Raw genomic sequence first — 26,996 nt, forward strand, 5'->3', positions numbered from 1 at the left:
TGGTGTCTGTGGCAAAAGGTTTTTAAATCATGCAATTTTCCGAAAGCTGGCTCCGTACGATGGTCGATCCGAACATGACGTCGGACGAATTGGCGCACATGTTGACGATGTCTGGTCTGGAAGTCGAAGAAGTCGAACCAGTCGCGCCTCCATTCTCCAATGTTGTCGTCGCCGAAGTACGTGAGATCGCCAAACATCCGAACGCTGATCGCTTGAACGTCTGCAAGGTTGATGCCGGCACCGGAACCTTGTTGAACATCGTTTGCGGTGCGCCTAATGTACGCGCCGGTATGAAAGTCGTTTGTGCATTGGCTGGTGCGATATTGCCTCCGGGCGAAGACGGCAAACCTTTCGAAATCAAGGTCGGCGAATTGCGCGGCGTGGAATCGCAAGGCATGTTGTGTTCGGCAAAAGAATTGAAATTGTCGGACGAGCAGGGTGGCTTGATGGACCTGCCATCGGATGCGCCTATCGGTCAGAATTTCCGTGATTACTATCAACTCAATGATTTGAAATTCACGATCAAGCTGACACCGAACAAGGCCGATTGCCTGTCGGTTCTTGGCGTTGCGCGTGAAGTATCGGCATTGACTGGTACACCATTGAAAGCACCGACGTACCAAACAGTTGCCGCGACGATCAAAGATGTATTGCCAGTGACTGTTTCCGCGCCGGATTTATGCGGTCGTTTTTCCGGACGTATCATTCGCGGCTTGAATGCAAAAGCGAATACGCCGGACTGGATGAAACAACGTCTGGAACGTAGCGGCCAACGGCCAATATCTGCATTGGTCGATATCTCTAATTACGTCATGCTCGAGCTGGGTCGTCCAACGCACGTGTTCGATCTGGATAAGATCCACGGCGGCTTGACTGTACGTTGGGGTAAAAAAGACGAATCGCTGAAGCTCTTGAACGGCAACACGGTTGCCGTCGACGAGTGGATAGGCGTGATCGCTGACGACCAGCAAATCGAATCACTGGCCGGCATCATGGGTGGCGACGCAACTGCAGTATCGCTCGATACGCAAGACATTTATCTGGAAGCCGCATTCTGGTATCCAAATGCAATCCAGGGCCGTGCACGTCGCTTTAATTTCTCTACCGATGCCGCACATCGCTTTGAACGCGGCGTCGACTTTGCAACCACGGTTGAACACATCGAACGCATTACTGCATTGATCGTCGAGATCTGCGGTCGAAAAGATAAAACAGCCGTTGGCCCGATCGACGACCATATCGTCAATCTGCCGAAACGCGATCCTGTCAGTGTGCGCACCGCGCGCGCAGTCAAGGTCATTGGCGTGGCCTTGACCGATGCACAGATCGCCGACATCTTTACGCGTCTGGCTTTGCCATTTACGCAAAAAGAAGGCGTGTTCTCGGTAACGCCACCGTCCTATCGTTTCGATATCGAAATCGAAGAAGATCTGATCGAAGAAATCGCACGTGTCTACGGCTTTGAGAATATTCCAGCCTTGCCACCAGTCGCAGCGAATGCGATGCGTATTCCGCTTGAGAACACACGTTCACTGTTCACGATACGTCGCCAATTGGCTGACTCCGATTATCAGGAAGTCGTCAATTTCAGTTTCGTTGAGCAAGCATGGGAAGCCGATTTCGCCGGCAATGCAAATCCAATCAAATTGCTGAATCCGATTGCCAGCCAGATGAGCGTGATGCGCTCATCGATAATCGGCAATCTGATCGCGAATGTGCGCTACAACCTGAACCGCAAGGTCAGTCGTATTCGCCTGTTTGAAATCGGCGCGGTTTATTTGCGCAATAACATCGAGCAGGATGGTCCATTGTCGGTTGCCGGTTACGACCAGCCTAAACGCGTTGCTGCGATTGCGTATGGCCCTATTACCGAAGAACAGTGGGGCCTAGACTCGCGCAACGTCGATTACTTCGATGTCAAAGCCGATCTGGAATCCTTGTTTGCGCCGAAGGCAGTTACTTTTACCAAAGTTGAACATCCTGCTTTGCATCCTGGCCGTTCGGCCAATATTTTGCTTGACGGCAAAGTCGTCGGCTTTATTGGTGAGTTGCATCCGCGTTGGCAGCAAAAGTACGATTTGCCATTGGCACCGGTTTTATTTGAAGTTGATGCAAGTGCTTTGCAGCAAGTTGATGTGCCTGCTTACAAGGAAATTTCGAAATTCCCTGCGGTAACACGCGATCTCGCTTTGGTAGTAAAACAGACAGTACCAACGCAAGCTTTAATTGATGCTTTTGTTGCTGAAAAGCATGAAAATGCTATCTGCAATATTCTGCAAGTGGTTGTTTTATTTGATGAATATCGCGGCAAGGGATTGGAAGCTGACGAAAAAAGCCTTGCTTTCCGCTTCACCTTGCAAGATACTCAAGCTACCCTGCAAGATGATTTGGTCGACGCCGCCATGGCTGCATTTGTAGCTGCAGCCGCTACAAAACACGGCGCCAAATTACGTGCATAAGCAGCTATATCCCTGAGCCAAGACTCAATTGAGAACAAAGCTGATACGAAGGCTAATACGCAGCAGTGAATATACCGAATATGAATGATGTGAATTCCGCTGAGCTCCAATCCGTGTTGGCAGCCGACCTGAACCGCGCAATGCTGGAAGCGCAGGTTCGTTCGCAGGCGGAAAAGAATTTGCCAACGCTGACCAAGGCTGAATTGGCTGAGTTGCTGTTCGAGCAAGTTGGCTTGAACAAGCGTGAAGCCAAAGACATGGTTGAGACCTTCTTTGATGAAATTCGTAACGCATTGGAACGTGGTGAAGCTGTAAAGTTATCTGGTTTCGGTAACTTTCAATTGCGCGACAAACCGCAACGTCCTGGCCGCAATCCAAAAACCGGTGAAGAAATTCCTATCACCGCGCGTCGCGTTGTCACCTTCCACGCCAGCCAAAAACTCAAAGGCATGGTCGATACTTCCAGCCAAGAATCGTTTGTCCACACAAGCTGATAGATGAACGAACGGATCAATAAACCTGAATTGGCCCCATTGCCGCCGATTCCAGCCAAACGCTACTTTACGATCGGTGAAGTCAGCGAGTTGTGCGGTGTCAAACCACACGTGTTGCGCTATTGGGAGCAAGAGTTTACACAATTGAAGCCAGTCAAGCGACGCGGCAACCGACGCTATTACCAGCATCATGAAGTGCTGCTGATACGCCGCATACGCGAGCTGCTGTACGAACAAGGCTTCACCATCAGTGGTGCACGCAACAAACTCGAAAGCCGCATTCTGGATGCCCGTGGCGATGACGAGCTGCCACTGGATGGCGTAACGATAGATCCGAATGCCATGCTGGCGATCCGCAATGAGTTGATGGAAATTCTGACTCTGCTCAAGTAAATCCAGTTTGCCCGGCATGCGTTTCGCATTTTTGCATGACAAAAACACAGCTTTGCTCTGTTATAATTTCGGGCTAGTCGGGGCGTAGCGCAGCCTGGTAGCGTACTTGCATGGGGTGCAAGGGGTCGAGTGTTCGAATCACTCCGTCCCGACCAAATAAATCAAAGGGTTACAGTAAACCGGCTGCAACCCTTTTTTATTTTCTAATTCTTGTGCCCTTCATGTGCCCCTAATTTGTTGGTGGCTTATCCATCTCAAGTGACTCAATAGTGCAAGTAATCAACTTTATTTATAAAGCTTCGTTCCTCCTATCAAAGGCATGGTCTATAAGGCTACCCTTTGTACGCTGATACATTGCGAGATAACCTTTTCAAAATACGTGTATAATAAAAACAGAGCTGAGGAAACTCGCTCGGGTTTTGCACTTTCCACTATAGGACTGGCGATACCTTCATAATTAGCCTGCTTCCATATCGGACGCAGGCTTTTTTGTTTTTTGGAAACGAAACTGTAACCAGAACGTGTGCTTGAATCATATTCATTGCAAGGCTCATGGTGACAATTCATGGAATTTCTTCTCAAACAGATATGGCGTCTTCGTCGATGGATAAAGTATTGCCGGTGATCGTCGCTGCAGGGAGCTTGTGCATGGTGATGGATGAAATTATCCGGGCGTACCATGCGCAGGGCGGAAGCGCATTTTCTGTAAAATACGGTCCGTCTGGCAAGTTACGACAAGAGATAGAGGCCGGTGCAAAAGTCGATGTGTTTGCTTCAGCTTCAACCGAACATACACAAGCGCTGACACAACAAGAATTATTGGGGCCTTCTCAGATATTTACGCATAACGATCTTTGCGTGATTGCGAGACCGGAACTGAATTTGAGCACTGGTAATATGCTGGAGGTTTTGAGCAAGCCTTCGGTGCGGGTGGCGACGTCTACTCCGGTAAGTGATCCTATGGGGGATTACACCTGGCAGTTCTTCGAGAAGGCAGAGAAGAAGTATGCCGGCTTCTATCAGTTACTGGATGCAAAGGCGCGTAAGCTGTCGGGTACCAGTGTGCCGGCTGCGGGTGAAAAACTACCCTACATTACGGCGTTTGAAGATGACAAGGCTGATGCTTACATCATGTACTGCACTAATGCCGTAATTACAAAAAGAGCCTTGCCACATTTGAATGTGGTGCGTATTCCTGATGATCTTAATGTGCGCAGTGACTACGGTATTGCTGCCGATTTGCATTCGGCTTTTGGGAAAGATTTTGTGCGTTTCATTATGCAGACACCGGCACAGAATATTTTGAAGAAACACGGTTTCGGTTAATGCATGATTGGCTCATGTCATCAATCGCGTATTCAATACCTTGGTAAATTTTTATATCTGTAAAGCTGAAAAAATAATGAAACTAAGCAGGATGAACAAATATTTTCTTTGGAATCGCGTCTGATCATGCAGGGGCTTTTCGAATTTGAGCAGGATGGCCGTTATCCCTTGCGCCGCATTCCGATGATCATGCGTTCCAATCTGGATGCATGCGGAATAAAAATTTCACTGACTGCATGGATTACCTTGAGCCGTGACGAGCGGGAAGAACTGGTTGCCATGCCGTGCGCGTCAGAGTCACAGAGAGATCTTTATCGCAAACGTCTTGCGGCAATGCTGGCGCAGCACGCGGATAATCCGGATGCCGTGATTGAGTTTGTGGCGATAGACGCAGCACCGGCATGGAAGAACAGCGCAGCCTTGCCACAAAATATGAGCGCATCTCTGCAAGAGCTTGGATTGCCTTTACCTGACGTAAGGCAATGGGCAGCATTGAATGAGCTGCAACGATTTGCGATGATCAAGCTCACGCGTTCAGGACACAAGAATGCCAATCTTTTACCTGCGATGAAAGAGTTTGGCTTGATCTGAAAGAAGTTTTTCAATGAAGAAATAGCGTGGAGCAAGCTTCCGTTTTTCCTACACATTGTTAAGCGCTAGTCCGATATCGGTGATGTGAAGTGTTAGATAACATTCGCTTCACTATCACCGGAGCCGGCGGTTCGAAAATATACCGGCACCAATTTCTTGTATTGCATCTACCGCATTACATTCTCCGCACTACCTCGACATCATGTCTTCGGACGCAGCAATGTCAGCGCTCCAGGCAATAAATTCCGCCAGATTATTTCCCTTTCTACAGATAAATTTCAGTGCCTGTAATCTGACTACACGGCAAGCGCGTGACAAGCATGTCGCTACGTGCTTTCATTGATTTACGCTATCCTGTCGGCAATGATCAGCTTCATCTTCCGGAAAAATAATGTCCATTAAAATCAGCTCCCATTTCGATGCGGGTGCGATCGATATCGTACGTGCAGAAACTGCACAGACTATCGAACTCAAACTGCGTAAAGATACTCATGCAGATATTGCGCAATGGTTTTACTTTCGCTTGCAAGGGGCACGTGGTGAACGTTGCACGATGCGATTCTTGAATGCAGGTGAAGCAACTTATCCTGATGGCTGGAAAGATTATCAGGCAGTCGCCAGCTACGATCGCAAGAACTGGTTTCGTGTGTCGACGGTTTTCGATGGCAGCGTGATGACGATTTCACACACGCCGCAATTCGACAGTGTGTACTACGCATACTTTGAACCGTATTCATGGGAGCGTCATCTGGACTTGCTGGGAAGAGCACAAGCATCGTCACTAGCACATACTGAAGATCTCGGTTCTACCGTCGAAGGACGTGATTTGAATGTACTGGTGATTGGTGATCCTGCCGCACGCAAAAAAGTCTGGGTGATCGCACGTCAGCATCCGGGGGAAGCGATGGCGGAATGGTTTGCGGAAGGGATGGTCGATGCATTGCTGGATACTGCTAATCCGGTTGCGCAAAAGCTGTTGAAGCATACCGTATTTTACATCGTTCCGAATATGAATCCTGACGGTGCACTCAACGGTAACTTGCGCACCAATGCCGCAGGTGCAAACCTGAATCGCGAATGGATGGCGCCGACATTGGAGAGCAGTCCCGAAGTGTTTCACGTTAAAAATAAAATTCATGAAACCGGCTGCGATCTGTTTCTGGATATTCATGGTGACGAAGGTTTGCCTTATGTATTTGTCGCCGGTAGCGAAATGCTGGAAGGCTTTACCCAGCAGCAGGCTGATGAGCAACAGGCATTCATCACGCAGTTCCTGCGTGCTAGCGAGGATTTCCAAACGGAAGTCGGTTACGACAGTGGAAAATATCGGGCAGACATGCTGAAGCTGGCATCCAAATACATAGGCCATACATTTAAATGCGTATCGCTGACGCTGGAAATGCCGTTCAAGGACAATGCGCATTCACCAGATCCCAAGGTCGGGTGGAATGGCGCTCGTAGCGCGCAGCTGGGTCGGCAGATGCTGCAGCCGATTTTGCATAACGTCGAACGTGGTGCGCGATGAGTGTTGAGATCGAAAGAAAATTCCTGGTCCTCGGATCAGGATGGAAAGCGCTAGGGCAAGGTGTCGCAATCCGTCAGGGATATCTATCGACAAATCCGGATCGCGTTGTGCGTGTGCGTATCGAAGATGACGCCGCGACCTTGACAATCAAGGGACGCACGAACGGCATCACACGCGGCGAATGGGAATACGCGATTCCGTTGGCGGAAGCCGATCAGTTATTGAATGATTTATGCGAACGGCCCTTGATCGAAAAGACCCGTACCCGCATTCTGCACGAAGGCATGGTGTGGGAAGTCGATGAATTCTTTGGTGACAATCTGGGTCTGGTCGTGGCCGAGATAGAACTGGACAGCGAAGAACAAGCGTTTTCCAGGCCGGACTGGATAGCAGAAGAAGTGACGGACGACGCGCGCTATTTCAACGCGAATCTGTTACGTCATCCGTTCTCGGCTTGGTGAAAAATACGGCGCAGTGAACACCGCGCCGGTCAGTAGTCTCAATGCAAATGAGTGGAACCGGTTGGCGCATCTTCCGGCATTTCTGCATGCACCAGTTCTGCATCCATGTCGGGAAAGAGCGGTGCACCGCAATCATCGCAAAATTCCATCGCAAACAATTCGGTATGGCGTTTCACATTCGTCACGCCACATTCCTCCAGCAGCGCGAGAATTTCTTCTATTGGTGATTTGCGTTCTACATCGGCAGAAATGACAGGATCGACTGGCACATCAATTTCCCGATACTGTAATTCTTCATCGTCTTCCTGCCCATATAGCGGCCATACGATGCCGTAAATTACATCAAGGTTTTCTGCTAGTGCAAAGCTGACGCGATATTCATCGACGCGTGATTCGGCGGATTCTTCTCCAAAGCTGCCGATAATGGCTTGCAGTTCATTTGGTTCGACGTCCAGTGTGTAAGTCAAATAATGCACGGCAGCACGTATGGAGGCTGGGCGGATTTGCTTGTCGCCTTCGCGGCATGCAACGAAGTAGGCCTCCGGCAACAGCAGCTCTATGCCGCAACCCGGCAACAGGCGGGTGATGTTCGGCATGGCTTGCGTATTCCATTGCGACAAGGCTTCATCGCGCTCGGCCAGATTTGCCGATGCCTGCCAGCGAAATAATGGTTCATCTGCGGCGGCGGTTACCACGGCCAATAGATAACGCGTATCGGCGAGGAAGGGCGCGGTTTCCGGCTGCTGAGCAGCTTGCTTCAATGCGCTACCTTTCAATGCTGCTTGTGCCATGCGTTGCGTGAATGCGAAGGTTTCTGCATGGCTGCGCGGCAACTGGTCGATAGAAAACAAATTTGGTGACATCGCCATTTTTGTACCTGGCGCCAATACGTGCGCCTGCAGATGTGTGGATAAAGTCGCCGCCACATCCGCCGGGATTGGGCCTGAGGCAATAGTAAAGCGCGTCCACGCCAGGATGGGCATGGCGACCAGAAGTGCGTCGTAAGTGATGCCATCGTATTCGATCTGGCACGATTCGCTGGCAGCTTCTGCACATTCCATCAATGCATCGTAGGCAGCCGATTCCAGTTTGAACAAGTGGTCTAGCGCAGCATCGACGACGTCTTGATGATTACCCTTCAACAGCTTTCGTAACAGGGTATCCAGCTGGCGTTCCCAGTTGCGCTCTTCCAGTCGACTGGCGGCTTGAATAATTGCTTGTGCAAGCGTAGCCAATCGCTGACTGTCAGCTGACAGTTTATGGTTTGTATTTTTTGATGGACGACGCATGAAGGAATGATCTGAAGAAGGCGATGGAATTTGTATTGTAGTGGATTACGTGCATCCCAAACGTCTGTGTCAAATTTAGATCGTCGTATCTTGCTTATATAGCTTTGATGCGCAGGCCACACGGTTTGGTTCGGCAACAACCAATAAAAAAGCCACATGCAATATGCATGTGGCTTTTGTCTGAGGCTGGCTTGTGTAACCTCGTTTTGAAGCTACACGATAGTCATCAGGCGGCCAGCAATTGACGCAGAACGAAAGGCAGAATGCCACCGTGCTTGTAGTAATCGACCTCGATCGGGGTATCGATACGCAACAGAACTTTGACGTCTTGCGATTGACCGTTTGCACGATGAATCACCAGAGTCACTTCTTGTTGCGGACGCAGATTACCTTCCAGACCTTTCAGGTCAAAGGTTTCTGCACCGGTGATGCCCAGCGTGGTGACGCTGTCGTCGCCCAGGAACTGCAATGGCAATACACCCATGCCGACCAGATTGGAGCGGTGAATACGTTCGTAGGAACGTGCGATCACTGCCTTGACTCCCAGCAATTGCGTACCTTTTGCAGCCCAGTCACGTGAGGAGCCTGTGCCGTATTCTTCACCAGCAAACACCATGGTCGGTGTGCCTTGATCGACGTAACGCATCGCAGCATCGTAGATCGACATTTCTTCACCTGTCGGCTGGAAGCGTGTGATGCCGCCTTCGACACGCGAACCATCCGGTTTGATCGGGATCATCAGATTTTTGATGCGGACGTTGGCGAAGGTGCCGCGCATCATGATTTCGTGATTGCCGCGACGTGAACCGTAGGAATTGAAATCTGCTTTCAACACGCCTTTTGCGGTCAGGTATTTACCGGCTGGGCTGGTGTCCTTGATCGAACCTGCAGGCGAGATGTGATCGGTGGTGATTGAGTCGCCGAATACGCCGAGCGCACGTGCGCCGGTGATGCCGGTGGCAGCAGCTTTCGGTTCCATCGTGAAGTCATCGAAGAATGGTGGTTCGGCGATATAGGTCGAATTTGGCCAGTCATAGACTTGACCTTCAGCTACGCCCTTGATGCCTTCCCACAATTTGCCTGGTGCGGTTTTGACCTGGGCGTAGTTGTCCTTGAATACTTTGGCGTTCATCGCAAACTTCATCAGCTTGGAAACTTCCTGTGAAGTTGGCCAGATGTCGCCCAGATAAACGTCGCGCATCTTGCCATCGGCACCTTTGCCGCGACCGACTGGTTCCGTCATCAGGTCGCGTGTCATGTTGCCGGCGATTGCGTAGGCGACAACCAGCGGTGGCGATGCCAGAAAGTTGGAGCGAATGTTTGGATGAATACGTGCTTCAAAGTTGCGGTTGCCCGACAACACGGCCGACGCGACGATATCGTTTTGCACGATGGCTTCATTCATCGCCGGTGTCAGATCGCCAGCGTTACCTATACAGGTTGTGCAACCGTAGGCGGTGACACCGAAGCCGAGTTTTTCCAGGTAGGGCAGCAGGCCGGCAGCTTGCAAGTATTCGGTCACGACACGTGAGCCAGGAGCGAGCGAAGTTTTGATATGCGGCGAAACTTTCAAGCCCGCTTCTACTGCTTTTTTCGCCAGCAAACCTGCGGTCAGCAAGACGCTAGGGTTGGAAGTGTTGGTGCAAGAAGTAATCGCGGCAATCAGTACGTCGCCGTTTTTGACTTTGACGCCGTCGCTGTTGGTGTAGGTTGCATCCAGATCTTCCGGTTTTTTATTGAAACCGTTTTCCGATACCGGTTTGGCAAACAGTTCTGCGAAATTTTGTTTGACGTTGCCGATTTCAATGCGATCTTGCGGACGTTTCGGGCCGGCCAATGATGGCGCGACGGAGCCGAGGTCAAGTGCGACGACGTGGGTGTAATCGATTTCGCCGGATTTTGGAACACCGTACAAACCTTGGGCTTTGAAGTAATTTTCAAACGCATCGATTTCTGCTTTGGTGCGGCCTGTGCCTTTGAAGTAATCGATGGTGGCATCGTCGACCGGGAAGAAGCCCATCGTTGCGCCGTATTCCGGTGCCATGTTGGCGATGGTGGCGCGGTCGGTCAGCGACAGCGATTCTGTGCCTTCGCCAAAGAATTCGACAAACTTGCCGACGACTTTTTCCTTGCGCAGCAATTCGGTGATGGTGAGCACCAGATCGGTTGCGGTCACACCTTCACGCAACTGGCCGGTCAGATTCACGCCAACCACGTCAGGCGTCAGGAAATAAACCGGTTGGCCCAGCATGCCGGCTTCGGCTTCGATACCGCCTACGCCCCAGCCAACGACACCGATGCCGTTAATCATCGTGGTGTGCGAATCGGTACCAACCAGTGTGTCCGGATAGTAGACGTCGGTCTTGCCGCCGTCATTGCGTTTGTGTACGCCGCGCGCCAGGTATTCCAGATTTACCTGATGCACGATGCCGAAGCCTGGTGGCACCACGCCGAAAGTATCAAACGCTTGCATGCCCCATTTCATGAACTGATAGCGCTCGTTGTTGCGCTGGAATTCCAGTTTCATGTTCAGGTCGAGTGCTTTCTTTTCACGGAAATGGTCGATCTGGATCGAGTGATCGACCACCAGATCGACCGGTACCAGCGGTTCGATGTTCTTTGGGTTTTTGCCCAGTTTGCTGGCGACATTGCGCATCGCAGCCAGATCGGCCAGCAATGGCACACCGGTGAAATCCTGCAATACCACGCGTGCGACGACGAAAGGAATTTCATCCGTGCGTACGGCTGTCGGCGACCAGTTGGCCAGTTGATGGATGTGTTCTTCGGTTACTTTTTTGCCGTCGCAATTGCGTAGCACCGATTCCAGCACGATGCGAATCGAGATCGGCAAGCGGGAAACATTCACGCCAAGTTTTTTACCCAATGCAGGCAGTGAATAAAACGTGCCTTTTTTTGAACCTGAAATATTGAATTCCTTAAGTGTATTCAATGTGTTGCGCGACATGATTTTTCTCCTTGATACAAAATAACCGATACGAAAATTACTTAATGCTTGAAATACGATTCGATGCTGCCATCTCGATGCTACGGTTCATTTATGACAGTATCGTTTTCAACTGTTTAACTTTTTGTTTTGGCGGCAAATGCTTTGGCCTGTTCAGGATCTCTGCATTCGTTAGCCAGTTGCTGGCCTTTTTTAGAATCGAGCAACATGGCTTTGGTTGGGATGTTGATCCATACCAGAGCATCTTTACGATTCTCGAAACGATTGGCGCCTGTGCTGGTGCCGATTCTGCGCAGACGATGAACTTTGTCTTTCCAGCGGATGGCCATGTATTTGTCATCGCCAGCATTGGAGTAGGTTGTAATCTTGTTGCCGAGTTCGCAATTGAAATGCGTAACAGTCGAACCTTCGATATTGGCTTCGCCAAGATCTTCGTTTTCATCGTCATTGGCGCTTGCACCAGCAACTGCAGGTGCTACTTTTTCTTCAACGTCTTTTTTGCTGGTTTTCTTTACTGGTTTTTTTGTAGCTTCTTTTTTAGGAGCGGCATTGCTTGATTGCGCGAAAGCAGGATTGAGCATCGAAGACATGCTGGCCAGCAGTAAGATATAAAACAGTTTCTTCATTCCAAATCTCCAATAAATTTTGATGATTCGTTTGCATCGTCATCTGTTGCAAACGAACAGGTATTTATAAAATAGTGCGTGCCGAATCGGGTAAGGCTAAGCCGCTAGCTTGTGCGCGCTGCAGTATCGTCCAGTAATAACGGTAGCTGGCGCGATCATGCAATTTACCATTGTGCTGGATCGGGCCCCATTGCACCGCTTGCGCTTGTGACAGGATGGCGGCTGCTTCGTTCACTTCAGAAAGCTGTGGTGCAAACGATGCCAGAATCGGCTTGATCTGGCCCGGGTGAATGCTCCACATCCGGGTGTAGGCAAACTCTGCCGCGGCACGATGTGCGTCGCTGGCGACAACCGAGGTGTCGCTGATTTCTGTTGTAACGTTATGCGATGGCGTCTTGCCGTGCGCGTGGCAGGCTGCTGCAATTTCCAGTTTCGCGCGCGCCAGCAGAGGGTGCGTAAATTGTCCAGGCGAACGCATCGCGCTGCCGGGAATCGCACCGTAATGTGCGGAAACAAAATCCATGATGCCGAAGGACAGACATTCGACTTGCGGCAGCGCAGCGATTGCGTAGGCATCTTTCAATGCGCCATGTGTCTCGATCAATACGTGTACAGGCAAGTCGCTACGACCATTTGCATGGCGATTGATCAGGCTGATTGCATTTTCCACGTCGGCGACGCTATCGACTTTTGGAACCACTAGATAAGCCAGTCGCTGAGCTGCGTGTTGCAGGATGATTTTTATATCTTGTTCGAAAAATTCACTGGTGATGTCGTGTACCCGCGCACCGATACGGCCGAACGGATTTTCTTCACCGGCAATCAAAGTGCCGATCAAATGTGCATGCGCTTGTTCATTGCCATGCGCCGCGCCATCTTCGCAATCGAAAGTGATGTCGAACACAGGTCCCAGTTCTTTTTGCAATGCGAGCGATTTGCGCATCAGTTTTTCTGAGCCTGCATAGTGATCGCAGACCGGAATCGAAACTGGTGGCAAAGTGCCTTGAAAGAGAACTTCTGAAGGATGCATGAATAGTGAGTAAATTCGCGCTGGCTAAATGGCTGGCTGCAGGGAAGGGCAAATGATCGCGTCGATCATTTGCCCATGGCTCATCAAGCCAGAAGGTGTTTGACGCCTTCGCGTTCTTCCGTCAATTCCTTCAATGTCAGATTGATGCGCTCTTGTGAGAATGCATCGATGTCCAGACCTTGAACGATTTTGTATTCGCCATTTTCTGTCGTCACAGGGAAACCGAACATGGTGTCTTTCGGAATGCCGTACGAACCATCGGATGGAATACCCATCGTGACCCATTTGCCGTTGGTGCCGAGTACCCAATCGCGCACGTGATCGATCGCTGCGTTGGCTGCGGAGGCTGCCGACGACACGCCGCGTGCTTCGATAATGGCAGTACCGCGTTTGGCGACGGTAGGCAGGAAGGTATCTTTGTTCCATGCATCGTCGTTGATGCTTTCTTTTACCGATTTGCCATCGATGGTGGCGAAGCGGTAGTCGGCGTACATGGTTGGCGAGTGATTGCCCCAGACTGCGAGTTTTTCAATCGATGCAACTGGTTTGCCGGTTTTCGCTGCGATTTGCGACAAGGCGCGGTTGTGATCCAGACGCAGCATGGCGGTGAAGTTTTTCGCAGGCAGATTTGGTGCCGATTTCATTGCAATGTAAGCATTGGTATTGGCCGGGTTGCCGACCACCAGAACTTTGACGTTGCGCGATGCAACTGCATCCAGCGCTTTGCCTTGTACTGTGAAAATCTGCGCATTCGCTTCCAGCAGATCCTTGCGTTCCATGCCGGCGCTACGTGGACGGGCACCGACCAGCAAGGCGATATCTGCATCCTTGAATGCGGTCATTGGATCGCTGTGAGCGGAGACGCCAGCCAGCAATGGGAATGCGCAATCGTCGATTTCCATAATCACGCCTTTGAGGGCGTTTTGTGCTTTTTCGTTATCGATTTCCAGCAATTGCAAAATGACTGGTTGGTCTTTGCCGAGCAAATCGCCGTTAGCGATGCGGAATAACAGGGAATAACCGATCTGACCGGCGGCACCGGTAACGGCAACACGCATAGGGGCTTTAGCCATGTTGAATCTCCAAGGTAATGATGAAATCGAGGTTGGGTATGGGGAAAATATTCCGCGTGGCGCAATGATACAGTTGAATACCTTATAAGTCAGCGGGGGCTATCCACAAGCAAGCCATGAACTTTGCGATTGCTTGAATAAAACGACTGGCGGAAACAATGTTGCTGGAAGTGTAGACTTTCGATATTGCACTGTCAATATGTATCTTATGTCTTATATAAGACATATTAATTTCCAATCTTTTACTGGACGGCACTACTGGTTTTGTGTTGAAATCTACATCCATGAGTTCAGCCCATTCTTCATCGAACAGCAATCCGGCACATCCAGCTACTGGCGGGCAGTCTGCGGGATCTTCGCCTACGTTCAGCCCGCTGTATCAGCAAATCAAGGCCTTAATCACGCAAAGCCTGCAATCAGGTGAGTGGCGTCCGGGTGAGCTGATTCCTAGCGAAATCGAGCTGGCCAATCGCTTTAAAGTCAGTCAGGGCACGGTACGCAAAGCGATTGATGAGCTTTCTGCCGAAAACCTGGTGGTGCGTCGACAAGGGAAGGGGACCTTTGTCGCAACGCATCATGAAGCGCGCGCGCAGTTCCGTTTCTTGCGTTTAAAGCCGGATGTCGGCGACGCTCAATATCCAGAGAACAATATAGTAGAAGCAAAGCGCTTGCGGGCGCCGGCCGATATCGCACGTCAGCTGGATATCAAAACCGGCGACTCGGTTTATTTTATCAAGCGTATTCAATCGTTTGGCGCTGCGCCGACGATTCTGGAAGAGTTGTGGTTGCCGGGTGCTATCTTCAAAGGCTTGTCGGTTGAGCGCGTGCTGGAATACAAAGGTCCCATGTACGCCTTGCTGGAAACTGAATTCGGCATCCAGATGATCCGTGCGGTTGAAAATATCCGTGCTGTGGTTGCGGATGAAAGTGCATCAAGCCTGCTGGCGGTGGAGTTGAACACGCCATTGTTGAGCGTGAATCGGGTTTCGTTTACATACGGAGATAAAGCAGTCGAGGTCAGGCGCTCTTTGTATGTAACAAATAATCATCATTATCAAAACGAATTGAGCTGAGCATATGGCGATGCGATTGTCAGTCCCTGGTTTGTCAATCAAACAAGGGAAAATTGTCAAACAAGATTTAATAAAAGATTTATTTTGGTGCAGCACACCAAAATCGGTGAAAATTACAAGTTCATCTCGTTTGGGAAAGTCACGCCATGTCTGATTCACTCAAAACCAGCAAGCCGGAATTCCGCAATATTCACATTACGGACATAGCGCGTTACCGTTTGCCGCTGGCCGGGATTTTATCGATCCTGCATCGCGCCAGTGGCGCGTTGATGTTTGTGTTGCTGCCATTTATCTTGCTGCTGCTCGATAAAAGTCTGATGTCTGAAATTTCTTTCGAATATTTCAAAGGCATTGTTTCTCACTGGTTTATCAAACTAATCATTCTCGCCCTGTGCTGGGCTTATTTGCATCATTTGTGTGCAGGTATTCGCCATCTATTCATGGACGTCCATTTCGGACTGAATAAAGAGCAGGCGAAAAAATCAGCTGCGGTGGTGTTTGCAATCAGCTTGCCATTAACCGTGCTTGTCGCGCTCAAACTGTTTGGAGTGTTCTGATGCCAAAAGATAATATCGGGCCACATCGTCTGGTCGTCGGCGCGCATTATGGTTTCAAGGATTGGCTGGCGCAGCGTGTGACGGCGATTATCATGATCGCTTACACGCTGGTTTTGTTAGTCGCTTTTCTAGTAGCCAGCGATTTCAGTTATGAAGGTTGGGCCGGGCTGTTTGCTCAGCAATGGTTCAAGATGTTTACCTTCGTCACCTTCCTCGCGCTGTTCTATCACGCGTGGGTCGGCATGCGCGATATCTGGATGGATTACATCAAACCGGTTTCTATACGCCTCGCATTGCAGGTTGCCACGATCGTGTGGCTGGTCGCTTGTGCCGGATGGGCGGCACAGATTCTCTGGAGAGCGTAACGTGGCAGCAATCAAATCAAGCATTCCTTCACGTCATTTTGACGCCATCATCATCGGTGCCGGCGGTTCGGGTATGCGCGCATCGCTGCAGCTTGCAGAAGCCGGATTGAATGTTGCAGTCTTGTCGAAGGTATTTCCAACGCGTTCGCACACAGTTGCTGCGCAAGGCGGTATCGGTGCTTCGCTAGGCAATATGGCGGAGGACAATTGGTACTGGCATATGTTCGATACCATCAAAGGTTCGGATTATCTGGGCGATCAGGATGCGATCGAATTCATGTGCCGCGAAGCCCCGAAAGTGGTCTATGAGCTGGAACATTTCGGCATGCCTTTCGACCGCAATTCTGACGGCACGATTTATCAGCGCCCATTCGGCGGTCACACTGCCAACTTTGGTGAAAAACCGGTGCAACGCGCTTGTGCGGCGGCCGATCGTACTGGTCATGCCTTGCTGCACACGCTGTATCAACGCAATGTACGCGCCCGTACGCATTTCTTCGTTGAATGGATGGCGATCGATCTGATGCGCGACGCCGAAGGCGACGTGATCGGCGTGGTCGCGCTGGAAATGGAAACCGGCAATGTCATGATGCTGGAAGCAAAAACAACTATGTTTGCAACCGGCGGCGCTGGCCGTATCTGGGCTGCATCGACCAATGCTTTCATCAATACCGGCGATGGCATGGGCATGGCGGCGCGTGCCGGCCTGCCTCTGGAAGACATGGAATTCTGGCAGTTCCATCCAACCGGCGTGGCTGGTGCTGGCGTGTTGATTACGGAAGGCGTGCGCGGTGAGGGCGGCATTTTGGTGAATAGCCAGGGCGAACGTTTCATGGAACGTTATGCGCCAACCTTGAAGGATCTGGCACCGCGCGATTTTGTTTCGCGCTCGATGGATCAGGAAATCAAGGAAGGTCGCGGTTGCGGCCCGAACAAGGATCACGTGATGCTGGATCTGCGTCACATCGGTGCCGAGACGATACAAAAACGTTTGCCATCGATTCTGGAAATCGCGCACAAATTCGCCAACGTTGATGCGACGCGCGAAGCTATTCCTGTGGTGCCAACCATTCATTATCAAATGGGTGGCATTCCAACGAATATTCACGGTCAGGTGGTTGAGCCGAAAAACGGTAATCCGAATCATGTCGTGAATGGTTTGTACGCCATCGGCGAGTGCGCTTGCGTATCAGTGCACGGTGCGAATCGTTTGGGTACCAATTCATTGCTTGATTTGATCGTATTCGGTCGTGCGGCTGGCAATCACATCGTTCAAAGCCATCTGAAACAACGCGAGCATAAACCTTTACCGGCTGATGCCGCCGATCTGGCGCTGTCGCGCCTGGCGCATCTGGAAAGCAGCACCGGTGGCGAACGCGTGCAGGATGTTGCCAACGATATTCGTGCGACGATGCAGCAATACTGCGGCGTGTTCCGCACCGATGCATTGCTGCAAACCGGTTACAAGAAAATCATGGAACTGGATGAGCGCCGCAAGCACGTTTCGTTCAAGGATAAATCCAAGGTTTTCAATACTGCACGTATCGAAGCACTCGAACTCGATAACCTGATTGAAACAGCCAAGGCCACCATCACCTCGGCAGCGGCACGCAAGGAATCACGTGGCGCGCATGCGCATCGGGATTTCGAAAAACGTGACGATGAAAATTGGTTGAAACATACATTGTTTTATTCGGAAGGCAATCGTCTCGATTACAAGCCGGTGGTAATGAAGCCGCTGACGGTCGATACCTTCAAGCCTAAACCACGTACTTTCTAAAAGGTCAGAACATGGCACGGACGCTAAGACTTCAGATTTACCGCTATGATCCTGACAAGGATGCGAAACCGTACATGCAGGATGTGACGGTGGAGTTGCAGGATAATGACAAAATGTTGCTGGACGCCTTGCAGCGCATCAAGGCCGATGTAGACGATTCACTGGCGCTGCGTCGCTCCTGCCGCGAAGGCGTATGCGGCTCGGATGCAATGAATATCAATGGCAAAAACGGCCTGGCTTGCACTACCAATCTGAACGAGTTGACAGAGCCTATCGTCCTGCGTCCATTACCTGGTTTGCCAGTGATACGCGACCTGATCGTGGACATGACGCAATTCTTCAAGCAATACGATTCAATCAAGCCGTATCTGATTAACGATACAATCCCGCCTGAGAAAGAACGTTTGCAATCGCCAGCCGAGCGCGAAGAACTTGATGGTCTGTACGAATGCATCTTGTGTGCATGCTGCTCGACTTCATGTCCTTCATTCTGGTGGAATCCTGATAAATTCGTCGGCCCGGCAGGTTTGCTGCAAGCCTACCGCTTCATCGCAGATACACGTGATCATGCGACCGGCGAACGTCTGGATAATCTGGAAGATCCATACCGATTGTTCAGATGTCATACAATCATGAATTGCGTGGATGTTTGCCCTAAAGGTTTGAACCCGACTCGCGCAATCGGAAAGATCAAGGAATTGATGGTGCGGCGCGCGGTGTAAGCTTCGTGCAGTGGCAAATCGGTGACGATGCGCCACACTGCTCCTTCCTCAGTCATAGACTGACGTAGATGGTAGTAACAAATGACGTGGAAAAGCGTTAAACAGATTGAATGAAACTCCATGTCGAACACCCATCAAGCTGATCCTGTAAAACGTGCACGCCTGAGATGGCGCGGCCGCCGCGGCTTGCTTGAAAACGATTTGCTACTCACACGTTTTCTGGATCAACACGAAGAAACGCTGACGGATGAAGAGGTGGAAGCCTTTTCGATATTGCTGGAATTGCCGGATAACGATTTACTGAATTTGCTGTTGTCACGCACCGAACCACAGGACGAGACCGATGTGCCTCATGTTCGTGCGCTGCTGACAAGATTGCGCGCCATTTGATTGAAACTGATCAGGCGTGCATCGATAAAGGTTTTTTTAATTTAGCGATTTATTAGTTCTTAAATCGACTTACCCCTTGTTATTTAGAAGGAAGAGCCATGCCCCACTCTCAATCTGACACCAAAGCCACACTGTCGTTTTCCGACGGTACGCCATCATTGGAGTTGCCGATCTATAAGGGCACTATCGGTCCTGACGTGATTGATATTCGCAAGCTCTACGGCGCGAGCGGAAAATTCACCTACGATCCAGGTTTCATGTCGACCGCTTCATGCAACTCGACCATTACCTACATTGACGGTGATAAAGGCGAATTGTTGTATCGCGGTTACCCGATCGAACAATTGGCGGTGAATTGCGACTTCCTGGAAACCAGCTACTTGCTGTTGAAAGGCGAATTGCCTAACGCGCAGCAGAAAAAAGATTTCGTCGCGACTGTCACCCGTCACACGATGCTGCATGAACAGATGCAATTTTTCTTCCGTGGTTTCCGTCGTGACGCACATCCTATGTCGGTGCTGGTTGGTACGGTTGGTGCACTGGCTTCCTTCTATCATGACTCGCTTGATATCACTGATGCGCATCACCGTGAAGTATCGGCGATCCGCCTGATCGCGAAGATGCCGACGCTGGTCGCGATGTCGTACAAGTATTCGGTTGGTCAGCCATTCGTGTATCCACGCAATGACTTGTCGTACAGCGCGAACTTCATGCACATGATGTTCTCTACGCCAGCTGAAGAATACAAAATCAATGACGTGCTGGTGCGCGCACTGGATCGCATTTTGATTCTGCATGCCGATCACGAACAAAACGCTTCGACATCGACAGTACGTTTGTCGGGTTCGTCAGGCGCCAATCCATTTGCGTGTATTGCAGCGGGTATTGCCTGTCTGTGGGGTCCTGCACATGGCGGCGCGAATGAAGCAGCATTGAACATGTTGAAAGAAATCGGTTCGGTCGACAAGATTCCTGAATTCATTGCTAAAGTTAAAGACAAGAATTCTGGTGTCAAGTTGATGGGCTTCGGTCATCGCGTGTACAAGAACTTCGATCCGCGTGCCAAGTTGATGCGCGAAACCTGCCATGAAGTGCTGGAAGAACTGGGCCTGCACGATGATCCATTGTTCAAGCTGGCAATGGCGCTGGAAAAAGTGGCGCTGGAAGACGAATACTTCGTATCACGCAAGCTGTATCCGAACGTCGATTTCTACTCAGGTATCGTGCAATCGGCATTAGGTATTCCTGTGTCGCTGTTCACCGGTATTTTCGCGATGGCGCGTACCGTAGGTTGGGTCGCGCAATGGAATGAAATGATTTCAGATCCGGAACAAAAAATCGGTCGTCCGCGTCAATTGTTCATCGGCGAAAAAGCGCGCGATGTACCAGAGATGTCAAAACGTCCAGCTTGATTAATAAGTAAATAAGCAGGTAAAAACAAAATGCAAAAAACGAGTCTGATGATTCGCTTTTTGCAGATTTGTTTTATGTTATTCTCGTTTCACATTATTAATTTTTAGTTGTCGAATTTTAGCTAACGAATAAAACGTCCTTCCCCACAACTTGATGTGCAATCCGCCAAACGGTCAGGCCGTGCCGCGGAAGGTTAAATTAACCCGCTAATCTCGCGAAACGCGAAGAAAGGTGAGCAAGATGATGCAACAAAGCCAATCCAACTCTTATCTGTTTGGAGGCAATGCGCCGTACGTTGAAGAACTGTACGAAGCGTACTTGGACAATCCGGGTTCCGTGCCAGACAACTGGCGCGCCTATTTCGACGCCATGCAACACGTGCCTGCTGTCGATGGATCCAGCAAACCTGACGTGGCGCATGCCTCGGTCATTGCGTCCTTTGCCGAACGTGCCAAACATGGTCCTATTCGTACCGTTACCGCTTCGGAAGATGTCGAGATGGGACGCAAGCGCGTCGCTGTCACGCAACTGATCGCTGCTTATCGCGTACTCGGTAACAACTGGGCCAATCTCGATCCGCTGCAACGCCAGGAACGTCCATCGATTCCTCAACTGGAACCAGCTTTCTATGGTTTCACCGATGCAGATATGGACATTGTGTTCAATATCAGTAATACCCACTTCGGGACAGAAACAGCGTCGCTGCGCGATTTGCTGAATGCCTTGCGCGATACCTACTGCCGCTCGATCGGACCTGAGTTCATGTACATCAGCGATCCTGCGCAAAAGTTATGGCTGCAGGAACGCTTTGAATCGATACGCTCGACACCGACTTTTTCCAGCGAAAAAAAGAAACACATTCTTGAGCGCCTGACTGCAGCTGAAGGTCTGGAACGTTATCTGCATACCAAATACGTAGGACAAAAACGTTTTTCTCTGGAAGGCAGCGAAAGCTTTATCGCGGCATTGGATGAAGTCATTCAGCGCGGCGGTGAAAAAGGCGTGCAGGAAATCGTCATCGGCATGGCGCATCGCGGCCGTCTGAACGTGCTGGTCAATACACTGGGCAAAATGCCGCAGGAATTGTTCGCTGAATTTGAAGGCCGTCATGGCGACGATTTGCCATCCGGTGACGTCAAATACCATCAAGGTTTTTCATCCGATATCAGCACACCAGGCGGCCCTATCCATCTGTCGCTGGCATTCAATCCATCACATCTGGAAATCGTTAATCCAGTGGTGGAAGGTTCGGTGCGTGCACGTATCGAGCGCCGTGGACAAAACGATCCGTCGCAACAAGTGTTGCCTATCCTGATTCACGGCGATGCAGCATTTGCCGGACAGGGCGTCATCATGGAAACCCTGAACCTGGCGCAAACGCGCGGTTACGGTACCGGTGGTACGGTGCACATCATTATCAACAACCAGATCGGTTTTACCACCTCTGATCCGCGCGATACGCGTTCGACCCTGTACTGTACCGACGTGTCGAAGATGATTGAGGCGCCGGTCATTCACGTCAACGGCGATGATCCGGAAGCAGTGGTGTTTGCAGCGCAGATGGCACTTGATTATCGTCTTGAATTCCGCAAGGACATCGTGGTCGATATCGTCTGCTATCGCAAACTGGGGCATAACGAACAGGATACGCCGGCGCTGACGCAGCCGCTGATGTACAAGAAAATTTCCCAGCATCCAGGTACGCGCAAGCTGTACGCAGACAAGCTGTTTACGCAGGGTACCCTGGCGGAGAATGAAGCCGATGACATGGTCAAGGCATACCGCGATGCGATGGATGCCGGCAAGCATACAGTCGATCCGGTCATTTCCAACTTCAAGAGCAAGTATGCAGTTGATTGGATGCCGTTCCTGAATCGCAAGTGGACCGATGCTGCCGACACCGCCATTCCGCTGACGGAATTGAAGCGCTTGTCGCAGCGCATTACTGCGATTCCAGAAGGCTTCAAGGTTCATCCTCTGGTCGAAAAAGTACTGACTGATCGCGCCATGATGGGCCGTGGTGAAATGAGTCTGGATTGGGGCATGGGCGAGCATCTGGCCTATGCATCACTGGTTTCTTCCGGCTATGCAGTGCGCTTGACGGGCCAGGATGCCGGACGCGGTACCTTCGTGCACAGGCATGCAGTTTTGCATGATCAAAATCGTGAGCGTTGGGATGCAGGCACTTATGTTCCTTTGCAGAACGTTTCCGACCAGCAGGCCTGGTTCCGCGTGATCGACTCGGTGTTGTCGGAAGAAGCAGTCCTTGCGTACGAATATGGCTATTCGACAGCAGAGCCGAATACGCTGGTCATCTGGGAAGCGCAATTCGGCGATTTCGTCAACGGCGCACAAGTCGTCATTGACCAGTTCATCAGTTCCGGCGAAGTGAAGTGGGGTCGCGCATCAGGCCTGGTAATGATGCTGCCGCATGGTTACGAAGGCCAGGGTCCGGAACATTCATCCGCACGTCCTGAGCGTTTCTTGCAATTGTGTGCGGACAATAATATGCAGGTGGTACAACCGACTACTGCGGCGCAGATTTTCCATTTGCTGCGTCGTCAGATGATCCGCAAGTTCCGCAAGCCCCTGGTTATCCTGACGCCAAAATCCTTGTTGCGTAACAAGGATGCCGGCTCACCGCTGGATGAATTAGCCAAAGGTTCGTTCCAGACTGTGATCGGCGAAGTGGATACGAGCATCGATGCGAAGAAAGTCAAACGCGTCATTGCTTGCTCAGGTCGTGTGTATTACGACTTGGTCAATGCGCGCAAGGAACGTGCGCAAAACGACGTCGCGATTGTTCGTATCGAGCAACTCTATCCATTTCCGCACAAGGCATTTGCGGCTGAGCTCAAAAAATATCCGAATGCAGTTGATTTGGTGTGGACGCAGGATGAGCCGCAAAATCAGGGCGCATGGTTCCAGATTCAGCACAACATTCTTGAAAATATGCCTGATGGACAAAAACTGGCTTACGCAGGTCGTCCCGCAAGTGCATCGCCAGCTGTTGGGTATTACGATAAGCATTACGCGCAACAAAAGGCTTTGATAGAAACAGCATTCAGCAAGTTAAAAGGTTTTATTCAAACGAAATAATGACCCTGCGGCATTCCAAAGACTGGGATGTCGTATGAACAAACCGAAACGGAGAGTTAAATGGCAATTCTTGAAATCAAAGTTCCGCAACTGTCGGAATCCGTTGCAGAAGCAACCTTACTGCAATGGCATAAAAAAGTAGGCGAGACCGTCACACGTGACGAAAACCTGATCGATATCGAAACCGATAAAGTCGTACTTGAGTTGCCGGCACCGGCTGCTGGCGTGATCACGCAAATCGTTCGCGACGACAATAGCACTGTGGTTGCCGGCGAAGTGATTGCGCTGCTTGATACCGATATGTCGGCAGTTGCTGCTCCTGCGGCGACAGCTGCGGCCGCCGCGCCTGTTGCTGCTGCAGCACCAGCTACGGCAAGTACTGCTGCATCGTCGAACGCCGCTAGCGGCATTGCGATGCCAGCTGCTGCCAAGATGCTGGCGGAGAACAAACTGGCGACGACTGATGTCGCGGGCACCGGCAAAGATGGTCGCGTCACCAAGGGTGATGTGATCAATCAGTTGGAGAAAAAACCAGCTGCACCTGCGGCCAAGCCGGGATTGCAGCAAATTGCCCCACCAAATTCTCCGGCCTCGCTTGCGAATCGCCCGGAAGAGCGCGTGCCTATGAGTCGCTTGCGTGCGCGTATCGCAGAACGTTTGCTCGAATCGCAATCCACCAATGCGATCCTGACCACGTTCAACGAAGTCAATATGCAGCCGGTGATCGACCTGCGTACCAAGTACAAAGACAAGTTTGAAAAAGAGCATGGCGTCAAACTCGGCTTCATGTCTTTCTTCGTCAAGGCCGCGGTCGCTGCGCTGAAAAAATATCCGATCATCAATGCATCTGTCGATGGCAATGACATCGTGTATCACGGCTATTTCGATATCGGTATTGCAGTCGGTTCGCCACGCGGTCTGGTCGTGCCTATCTTGCGCGATGCGGATCAAATGTCGATCGCAGACATTGAAAAGAAAATCGGCGAATTCGGCAACAAGGCAAAAGAAAGCAAATTGACGCTAGATGATTTGACTGGCGGCACCTTCTCGATTTCGAACGGCGGTATCTTCGGCTCTATGTTGTCGACTCCTATCATTAACCCGCCGCAATCGGCGATTCTGGGCGTGCATGCAACCAAGGAACGTGCGGTTGTTGAAAACGGTCAGATCGTGATTCGCCCTATGAATTATCTGGCGATGTCTTACGATCACCGCATCATCGATGGACGCGAAGCGGTATTGGGCCTGGTCGCGATGAAAGAGGCATTGGAAGATCCAGCTCGCTTGTTGCTGGATCTCTAAGATCGGTCAGATAAAAAGACACGCGAGCGCATTGAATTCATTCTCCATGCCTCCGTGTCTTTTTATTTATGTGAAAAACTTCGCGGGATAAAGATATGTCGAAAAATTTTGATGTGGTGGTAATAGGCGGTGGCCCAGGCGGTTACATTGCGGCGATTCGTGCCGCGCAACTGGGATTTTCAACAGCCTGTATCGATGAATGGAAAAATGCCAAAGGCGGTGCAGCACCAGGTGGCACATGTACCAATGTAGGTTGTATTCCTTCCAAGGCTTTGCTGCAATCTTCGGAACATTATGAGCATGCCGGCCACGCATTTTCCGACCACGGTATTGAAGTCAAAGGTCTGTCGCTGGACATGAAAAAAATGCTGGCGCGCAAAGACACCGTTGTTAAACAAAACAACGATGGCATCCTCTATCTATTCAAGAAAAACAAGGTCACCTTCTTCCACGGCCGCGGATCATTTGTCAAAGCGGTAGAGGGCGGACATGAAATCAAAATCGCCGGTGCAACTGAAGAAAGTATCGTCGCCAAGCATGTAATCGTGGCGACAGGTTCCAATCCGCGCGCATTGCCGGGGGCAGATTTTGACGAAAAACTGATACTGTCGAACACAGGCGCGCTCGCTATTGCGGATGTTCCTAAACGTCTGGGTGTAATTGGTGCGGGTGTGATTGGTCTGGAAATGGGCAGTGTCTGGCGTCGCCTCGGCTCCGAAGTAACCGTGCTGGAAGCATTGCCAGCATTCCTCGGTGCAGTAGATGAGCAGGTAGCGAAAGAAGCGCAAAAGCAATTTACCAAGCAAGGTCTTGCCATCAGCCTGGGCGTAAAAATCGGCGCTATCACAGCTGGCAAGAACGATGTCACGGTCAATTATGTCGATGACAAAGGCACGGCACAAAAAGCTGTGTTCGATAGATTGATCGTGTCTATCGGTCGTATTCCAAACACAATCGGCTTGAATGCAGAAGCGGTTGGCTTGAAACTCGACGAGCGCGGCTTCGTCGCAGTAGATGGTGATTGCAAAACCAGTTTGCCAAATGTGTGGGCAGTAGGTGATGTCGTACGCGGCCCTATGCTGGCGCACAAGGCGGAAGAAGAGGGCGTGGCTGTCGCCGAACGCATTGCGGGTCAGCATGGCCACGTTAACTTCAATACGATTCCATGGGTGATTTACACTTCGCCGGAAATCGCATGGGTAGGCAAAACCGAGCAGCAATTGAAAGCGGAGAAAGTGCCTTATAAAGCCGGCTCTTTCCCTTTCCTCGCAAATGGCCGCGCACGTGCATTGGGCGACACGACAGGTTTCGTCAAGTTTCTGGCGGATGCAAAAACAGATGAAATTCTTGGCGTACACATTATCGGGCCGCAGGCATCGGAGTTGATTTCGGAAGCCGTCGTGGCGATGGAATTTCGCGCCTCGTCGGAAGATATCGCACGCATTTGCCACGCACATCCATCCTTGTCAGAGGCAGTAAAAGAAGCAGCACTTGCCGTAGATGGCCGGGCCTTGAATTTCTAGGAGTTGTTGATGCGCTTTGCCACTTGTTTCGCTTTGTCTTTATCATTGTTGTTGGGAGCATGTGCGACGACCGGTCAGGGCGACGGCCGCGTTTCGATTGCGACTGCAAGCAATGGTCAGGAATTTGGCGGCGCGAATTGTGTTGTGAGCACCGGCGCTGGCAGCTGGAATATCACGACGCCGGCGACCTTGCAATTGGGGGACGCCAACGGTGAACTGCGCATAGTCTGCAACCGCTTCGGTTATCGCACGTCTGAGTTAAGATTGCCGCCTTACGGCCAAACTTCGGGTTCCAATGTCGGCGTTGGTTTGGGCGGCGGCAGTGGTGGTGTGGGAGTTGGCCTCGGTTTCAGTTTGCCTATCACGTCCAGCGGTGGCGGCTATCCACCACGAGTTGTGGTGAATATGTATCCACAGTAAACGTTTGCAGCAATAGCACTGTGATGGAAATGTTTGGGCGAGTCATGACTCGCCCATTTTTATCTGGCGCACAGATAATTACATCGTCTGTTAAAACTGAAGAGAATTGGATTTGAACAG

Annotated in this window: 23 protein-coding genes and 1 tRNA gene; 19 read left to right on the plus strand and 5 right to left on the minus strand. The window is 50.8% G+C overall.

From position 1 onward, the window contains the following. The first annotated feature begins 29 nt into the window (after positions 1-29). From pheT to Hfont_RS11235, 8 genes are all read left to right on the plus strand, one after another. Complete coding sequence (gene pheT / locus Hfont_RS11200; protein ID WP_112992507.1) at positions 30-2,459, plus strand: phenylalanine--tRNA ligase subunit beta; 2,430 nt, start codon at positions 30-32, stop codon at positions 2,457-2,459. Between the two features lie 140 nt (positions 2,460-2,599). Next, a complete protein-coding gene (locus Hfont_RS11205; protein ID WP_479680723.1) occupies positions 2,600-2,953 on the plus strand; it encodes an integration host factor subunit alpha in 354 nt (117 codons plus the stop codon). A gap of 3 nt (positions 2,954-2,956) precedes the next feature. Further along, positions 2,957-3,346 carry a MerR family transcriptional regulator gene (locus tag Hfont_RS11210; protein ID WP_112992509.1) on the plus strand — a complete coding sequence of 130 codons (390 nt, stop codon included), beginning with the start codon at positions 2,957-2,959 and terminating at the stop codon, positions 3,344-3,346. 78 nt (positions 3,347-3,424) lie between these two features. Further along, positions 3,425-3,501, plus strand: a tRNA-Pro gene (locus tag Hfont_RS11215). 397 nt (positions 3,502-3,898) lie between these two features. Then, a complete protein-coding gene (modA, locus tag Hfont_RS11220; protein ID WP_112992510.1) occupies positions 3,899-4,672 on the plus strand; it encodes a molybdate ABC transporter substrate-binding protein in 774 nt (257 codons plus the stop codon). A 126-nt stretch (positions 4,673-4,798) separates the two neighbouring features. Beyond that, entirely contained in the window at positions 4,799-5,263 is a 465-nt protein-coding gene (locus Hfont_RS11225; protein WP_112992719.1) for a nitrate reductase associated protein, read from the plus strand. A 391-nt stretch (positions 5,264-5,654) separates the two neighbouring features. Beyond that, positions 5,655-6,788 (plus strand): M14 family metallopeptidase, encoded by a 1,134-nt coding sequence (locus tag Hfont_RS11230; RefSeq protein ID WP_112992511.1) that lies wholly within the window; start codon positions 5,655-5,657, stop codon positions 6,786-6,788. After that, positions 6,785-7,249 carry a CYTH domain-containing protein gene (locus Hfont_RS11235; RefSeq protein ID WP_112992512.1) on the plus strand — a complete coding sequence of 155 codons (465 nt, stop codon included), beginning with the start codon at positions 6,785-6,787 and terminating at the stop codon, positions 7,247-7,249. The genes Hfont_RS11230 and Hfont_RS11235 overlap by 4 nt, the downstream gene beginning before the upstream one ends. 38 nt (positions 7,250-7,287) lie before the next feature. On the opposite strand, the gene Hfont_RS11240 is transcribed toward Hfont_RS11235, so the two are convergent. The 5 genes from Hfont_RS11240 to Hfont_RS11260 form a co-directional block, all read right to left on the minus strand. Next, positions 7,288-8,538, minus strand: a complete 1,251-nt coding sequence (locus Hfont_RS11240) for a DUF2863 family protein (RefSeq protein WP_112992513.1) — start codon at positions 8,536-8,538, stop codon at positions 7,288-7,290. 226 nt (positions 8,539-8,764) lie between these two features. Continuing rightward, positions 8,765-11,503 carry an aconitate hydratase AcnA gene (gene acnA / locus Hfont_RS11245; protein WP_112992514.1) on the minus strand — a complete coding sequence of 913 codons (2,739 nt, stop codon included), beginning with the start codon at positions 11,501-11,503 and terminating at the stop codon, positions 8,765-8,767. A 116-nt stretch (positions 11,504-11,619) separates the two neighbouring features. Then, entirely contained in the window at positions 11,620-12,129 is a 510-nt protein-coding gene (locus Hfont_RS11250) for a hypothetical protein (RefSeq protein ID WP_112992515.1), read from the minus strand. A 64-nt stretch (positions 12,130-12,193) separates the two neighbouring features. Further along, on the minus strand, positions 12,194-13,159 hold the full coding sequence (locus Hfont_RS11255) for an HpcH/HpaI aldolase/citrate lyase family protein (protein WP_112992516.1): 966 nt from the start codon (positions 13,157-13,159) through the stop codon (positions 12,194-12,196). 83 nt (positions 13,160-13,242) lie between these two features. Next, positions 13,243-14,232 carry a malate dehydrogenase gene (locus tag Hfont_RS11260; RefSeq protein WP_112992517.1) on the minus strand — a complete coding sequence of 330 codons (990 nt, stop codon included), beginning with the start codon at positions 14,230-14,232 and terminating at the stop codon, positions 13,243-13,245. Between the two features lie 284 nt (positions 14,233-14,516). Here Hfont_RS11260 and Hfont_RS11265 point away from each other — a divergent pair, with 284 nt between their 5' ends. The 11 genes from Hfont_RS11265 (at position 14,517) to Hfont_RS11315 (ending at position 26,876) form a co-directional block, all read left to right on the plus strand. After that, positions 14,517-15,305, plus strand: coding sequence for a GntR family transcriptional regulator (locus Hfont_RS11265; RefSeq protein ID WP_112992518.1), 789 nt, complete (start codon positions 14,517-14,519; stop codon positions 15,303-15,305). Positions 15,306-15,451: 146 nt separating this feature from the next. Beyond that, on the plus strand, positions 15,452-15,862 hold the full coding sequence (sdhC, locus tag Hfont_RS11270) for a succinate dehydrogenase, cytochrome b556 subunit (RefSeq protein WP_112992519.1): 411 nt from the start codon (positions 15,452-15,454) through the stop codon (positions 15,860-15,862). Next, the gene (gene sdhD, locus Hfont_RS11275) at positions 15,862-16,227 is read left to right on the plus strand and encodes a succinate dehydrogenase, hydrophobic membrane anchor protein (protein ID WP_112992520.1); all 366 of its coding nucleotides are present in this window, start codon (positions 15,862-15,864) and stop codon (positions 16,225-16,227) included. The genes sdhC and sdhD overlap by 1 nt, the downstream gene beginning before the upstream one ends. A gap of 1 nt (position 16,228) precedes the next feature. Beyond that, complete coding sequence (sdhA, locus tag Hfont_RS11280) at positions 16,229-18,007, plus strand: succinate dehydrogenase flavoprotein subunit (RefSeq protein WP_112992521.1); 1,779 nt, start codon at positions 16,229-16,231, stop codon at positions 18,005-18,007. Between the two features lie 11 nt (positions 18,008-18,018). After that, positions 18,019-18,729 (plus strand): succinate dehydrogenase iron-sulfur subunit, encoded by a 711-nt coding sequence (locus Hfont_RS11285; protein ID WP_112992522.1) that lies wholly within the window; start codon positions 18,019-18,021, stop codon positions 18,727-18,729. A gap of 120 nt (positions 18,730-18,849) precedes the next feature. Then, positions 18,850-19,119, plus strand: coding sequence for a succinate dehydrogenase assembly factor 2 (locus Hfont_RS11290; RefSeq protein WP_112992523.1), 270 nt, complete (start codon positions 18,850-18,852; stop codon positions 19,117-19,119). 98 nt (positions 19,120-19,217) lie between these two features. Beyond that, positions 19,218-20,531: a citrate synthase gene (gltA, locus tag Hfont_RS11295; RefSeq protein ID WP_112992524.1), complete on the plus strand. Its 1,314-nt coding sequence runs from the start codon at positions 19,218-19,220 to the stop codon at positions 20,529-20,531. Positions 20,532-20,772: 241 nt separating this feature from the next. Continuing rightward, positions 20,773-23,631, plus strand: a complete 2,859-nt coding sequence (locus Hfont_RS11300; RefSeq protein ID WP_112992525.1) for a 2-oxoglutarate dehydrogenase E1 component — start codon at positions 20,773-20,775, stop codon at positions 23,629-23,631. Positions 23,632-23,691: 60 nt separating this feature from the next. Beyond that, complete coding sequence (gene odhB / locus Hfont_RS11305; RefSeq protein ID WP_112992526.1) at positions 23,692-24,933, plus strand: 2-oxoglutarate dehydrogenase complex dihydrolipoyllysine-residue succinyltransferase; 1,242 nt, start codon at positions 23,692-23,694, stop codon at positions 24,931-24,933. Positions 24,934-25,028: 95 nt separating this feature from the next. Continuing rightward, positions 25,029-26,456, plus strand: coding sequence for a dihydrolipoyl dehydrogenase (lpdA, locus tag Hfont_RS11310; protein ID WP_112992527.1), 1,428 nt, complete (start codon positions 25,029-25,031; stop codon positions 26,454-26,456). A gap of 9 nt (positions 26,457-26,465) precedes the next feature. Then, positions 26,466-26,876, plus strand: coding sequence for a hypothetical protein (locus Hfont_RS11315; protein WP_112992528.1), 411 nt, complete (start codon positions 26,466-26,468; stop codon positions 26,874-26,876). Positions 26,877-26,996 lie beyond the last annotated feature (120 nt).

This window comes from Herminiimonas fonticola, assembly GCF_003293745.1.
Classification (GTDB): Bacteria; Pseudomonadota; Gammaproteobacteria; order Burkholderiales; family Burkholderiaceae_D; genus Oxalicibacterium; species Oxalicibacterium fonticola.

Excerpts from the sequence above, each read along its gene's own strand:
- odhB (WP_112992526.1), top strand. The coding sequence starts at position 23,692 with ATGGCAATTCTTGAAATCAAAGTTCCGCAACTGTCGGAATCCGTTGCA.
- sdhD (WP_112992520.1), top strand. The coding sequence starts at position 15,862 with ATGCCAAAAGATAATATCGGGCCACATCGTCTGGTCGTCGGCGCGCAT.
- Hfont_RS11260 (WP_112992517.1), bottom strand. The coding sequence starts at position 14,232 with ATGGCTAAAGCCCCTATGCGTGTTGCCGTTACCGGTGCCGCCGGTCAG.
- Hfont_RS11240 (WP_112992513.1), bottom strand. The coding sequence starts at position 8,538 with ATGCGTCGTCCATCAAAAAATACAAACCATAAACTGTCAGCTGACAGT.
- Hfont_RS11285 (WP_112992522.1), top strand. The coding sequence starts at position 18,019 with ATGGCACGGACGCTAAGACTTCAGATTTACCGCTATGATCCTGACAAG.
- Hfont_RS11230 (WP_112992511.1), top strand. The coding sequence starts at position 5,655 with ATGTCCATTAAAATCAGCTCCCATTTCGATGCGGGTGCGATCGATATC.
- Hfont_RS11205 (WP_479680723.1), top strand. The coding sequence starts at position 2,600 with ATGCTGGAAGCGCAGGTTCGTTCGCAGGCGGAAAAGAATTTGCCAACG.
- Hfont_RS11250 (WP_112992515.1), bottom strand. The coding sequence starts at position 12,129 with ATGAAGAAACTGTTTTATATCTTACTGCTGGCCAGCATGTCTTCGATG.
- sdhC (WP_112992519.1), top strand. The coding sequence starts at position 15,452 with ATGTCTGATTCACTCAAAACCAGCAAGCCGGAATTCCGCAATATTCAC.
- Hfont_RS11255 (WP_112992516.1), bottom strand. The coding sequence starts at position 13,159 with ATGCATCCTTCAGAAGTTCTCTTTCAAGGCACTTTGCCACCAGTTTCG.
- pheT (WP_112992507.1), top strand. The coding sequence starts at position 30 with ATGCAATTTTCCGAAAGCTGGCTCCGTACGATGGTCGATCCGAACATG.
- lpdA (WP_112992527.1), top strand. The coding sequence starts at position 25,029 with ATGTCGAAAAATTTTGATGTGGTGGTAATAGGCGGTGGCCCAGGCGGT.
- Hfont_RS11290 (WP_112992523.1), top strand. The coding sequence starts at position 18,850 with ATGTCGAACACCCATCAAGCTGATCCTGTAAAACGTGCACGCCTGAGA.
- Hfont_RS11315 (WP_112992528.1), top strand. The coding sequence starts at position 26,466 with ATGCGCTTTGCCACTTGTTTCGCTTTGTCTTTATCATTGTTGTTGGGA.
- Hfont_RS11210 (WP_112992509.1), top strand. The coding sequence starts at position 2,957 with ATGAACGAACGGATCAATAAACCTGAATTGGCCCCATTGCCGCCGATT.
- Hfont_RS11265 (WP_112992518.1), top strand. The coding sequence starts at position 14,517 with ATGAGTTCAGCCCATTCTTCATCGAACAGCAATCCGGCACATCCAGCT.
- Hfont_RS11235 (WP_112992512.1), top strand. The coding sequence starts at position 6,785 with ATGAGTGTTGAGATCGAAAGAAAATTCCTGGTCCTCGGATCAGGATGG.
- modA (WP_112992510.1), top strand. The coding sequence starts at position 3,899 with ATGGTGACAATTCATGGAATTTCTTCTCAAACAGATATGGCGTCTTCG.
- acnA (WP_112992514.1), bottom strand. The coding sequence starts at position 11,503 with ATGTCGCGCAACACATTGAATACACTTAAGGAATTCAATATTTCAGGT.
- Hfont_RS11225 (WP_112992719.1), top strand. The coding sequence starts at position 4,799 with ATGCAGGGGCTTTTCGAATTTGAGCAGGATGGCCGTTATCCCTTGCGC.
- gltA (WP_112992524.1), top strand. The coding sequence starts at position 19,218 with ATGCCCCACTCTCAATCTGACACCAAAGCCACACTGTCGTTTTCCGAC.
- Hfont_RS11300 (WP_112992525.1), top strand. The coding sequence starts at position 20,773 with ATGATGCAACAAAGCCAATCCAACTCTTATCTGTTTGGAGGCAATGCG.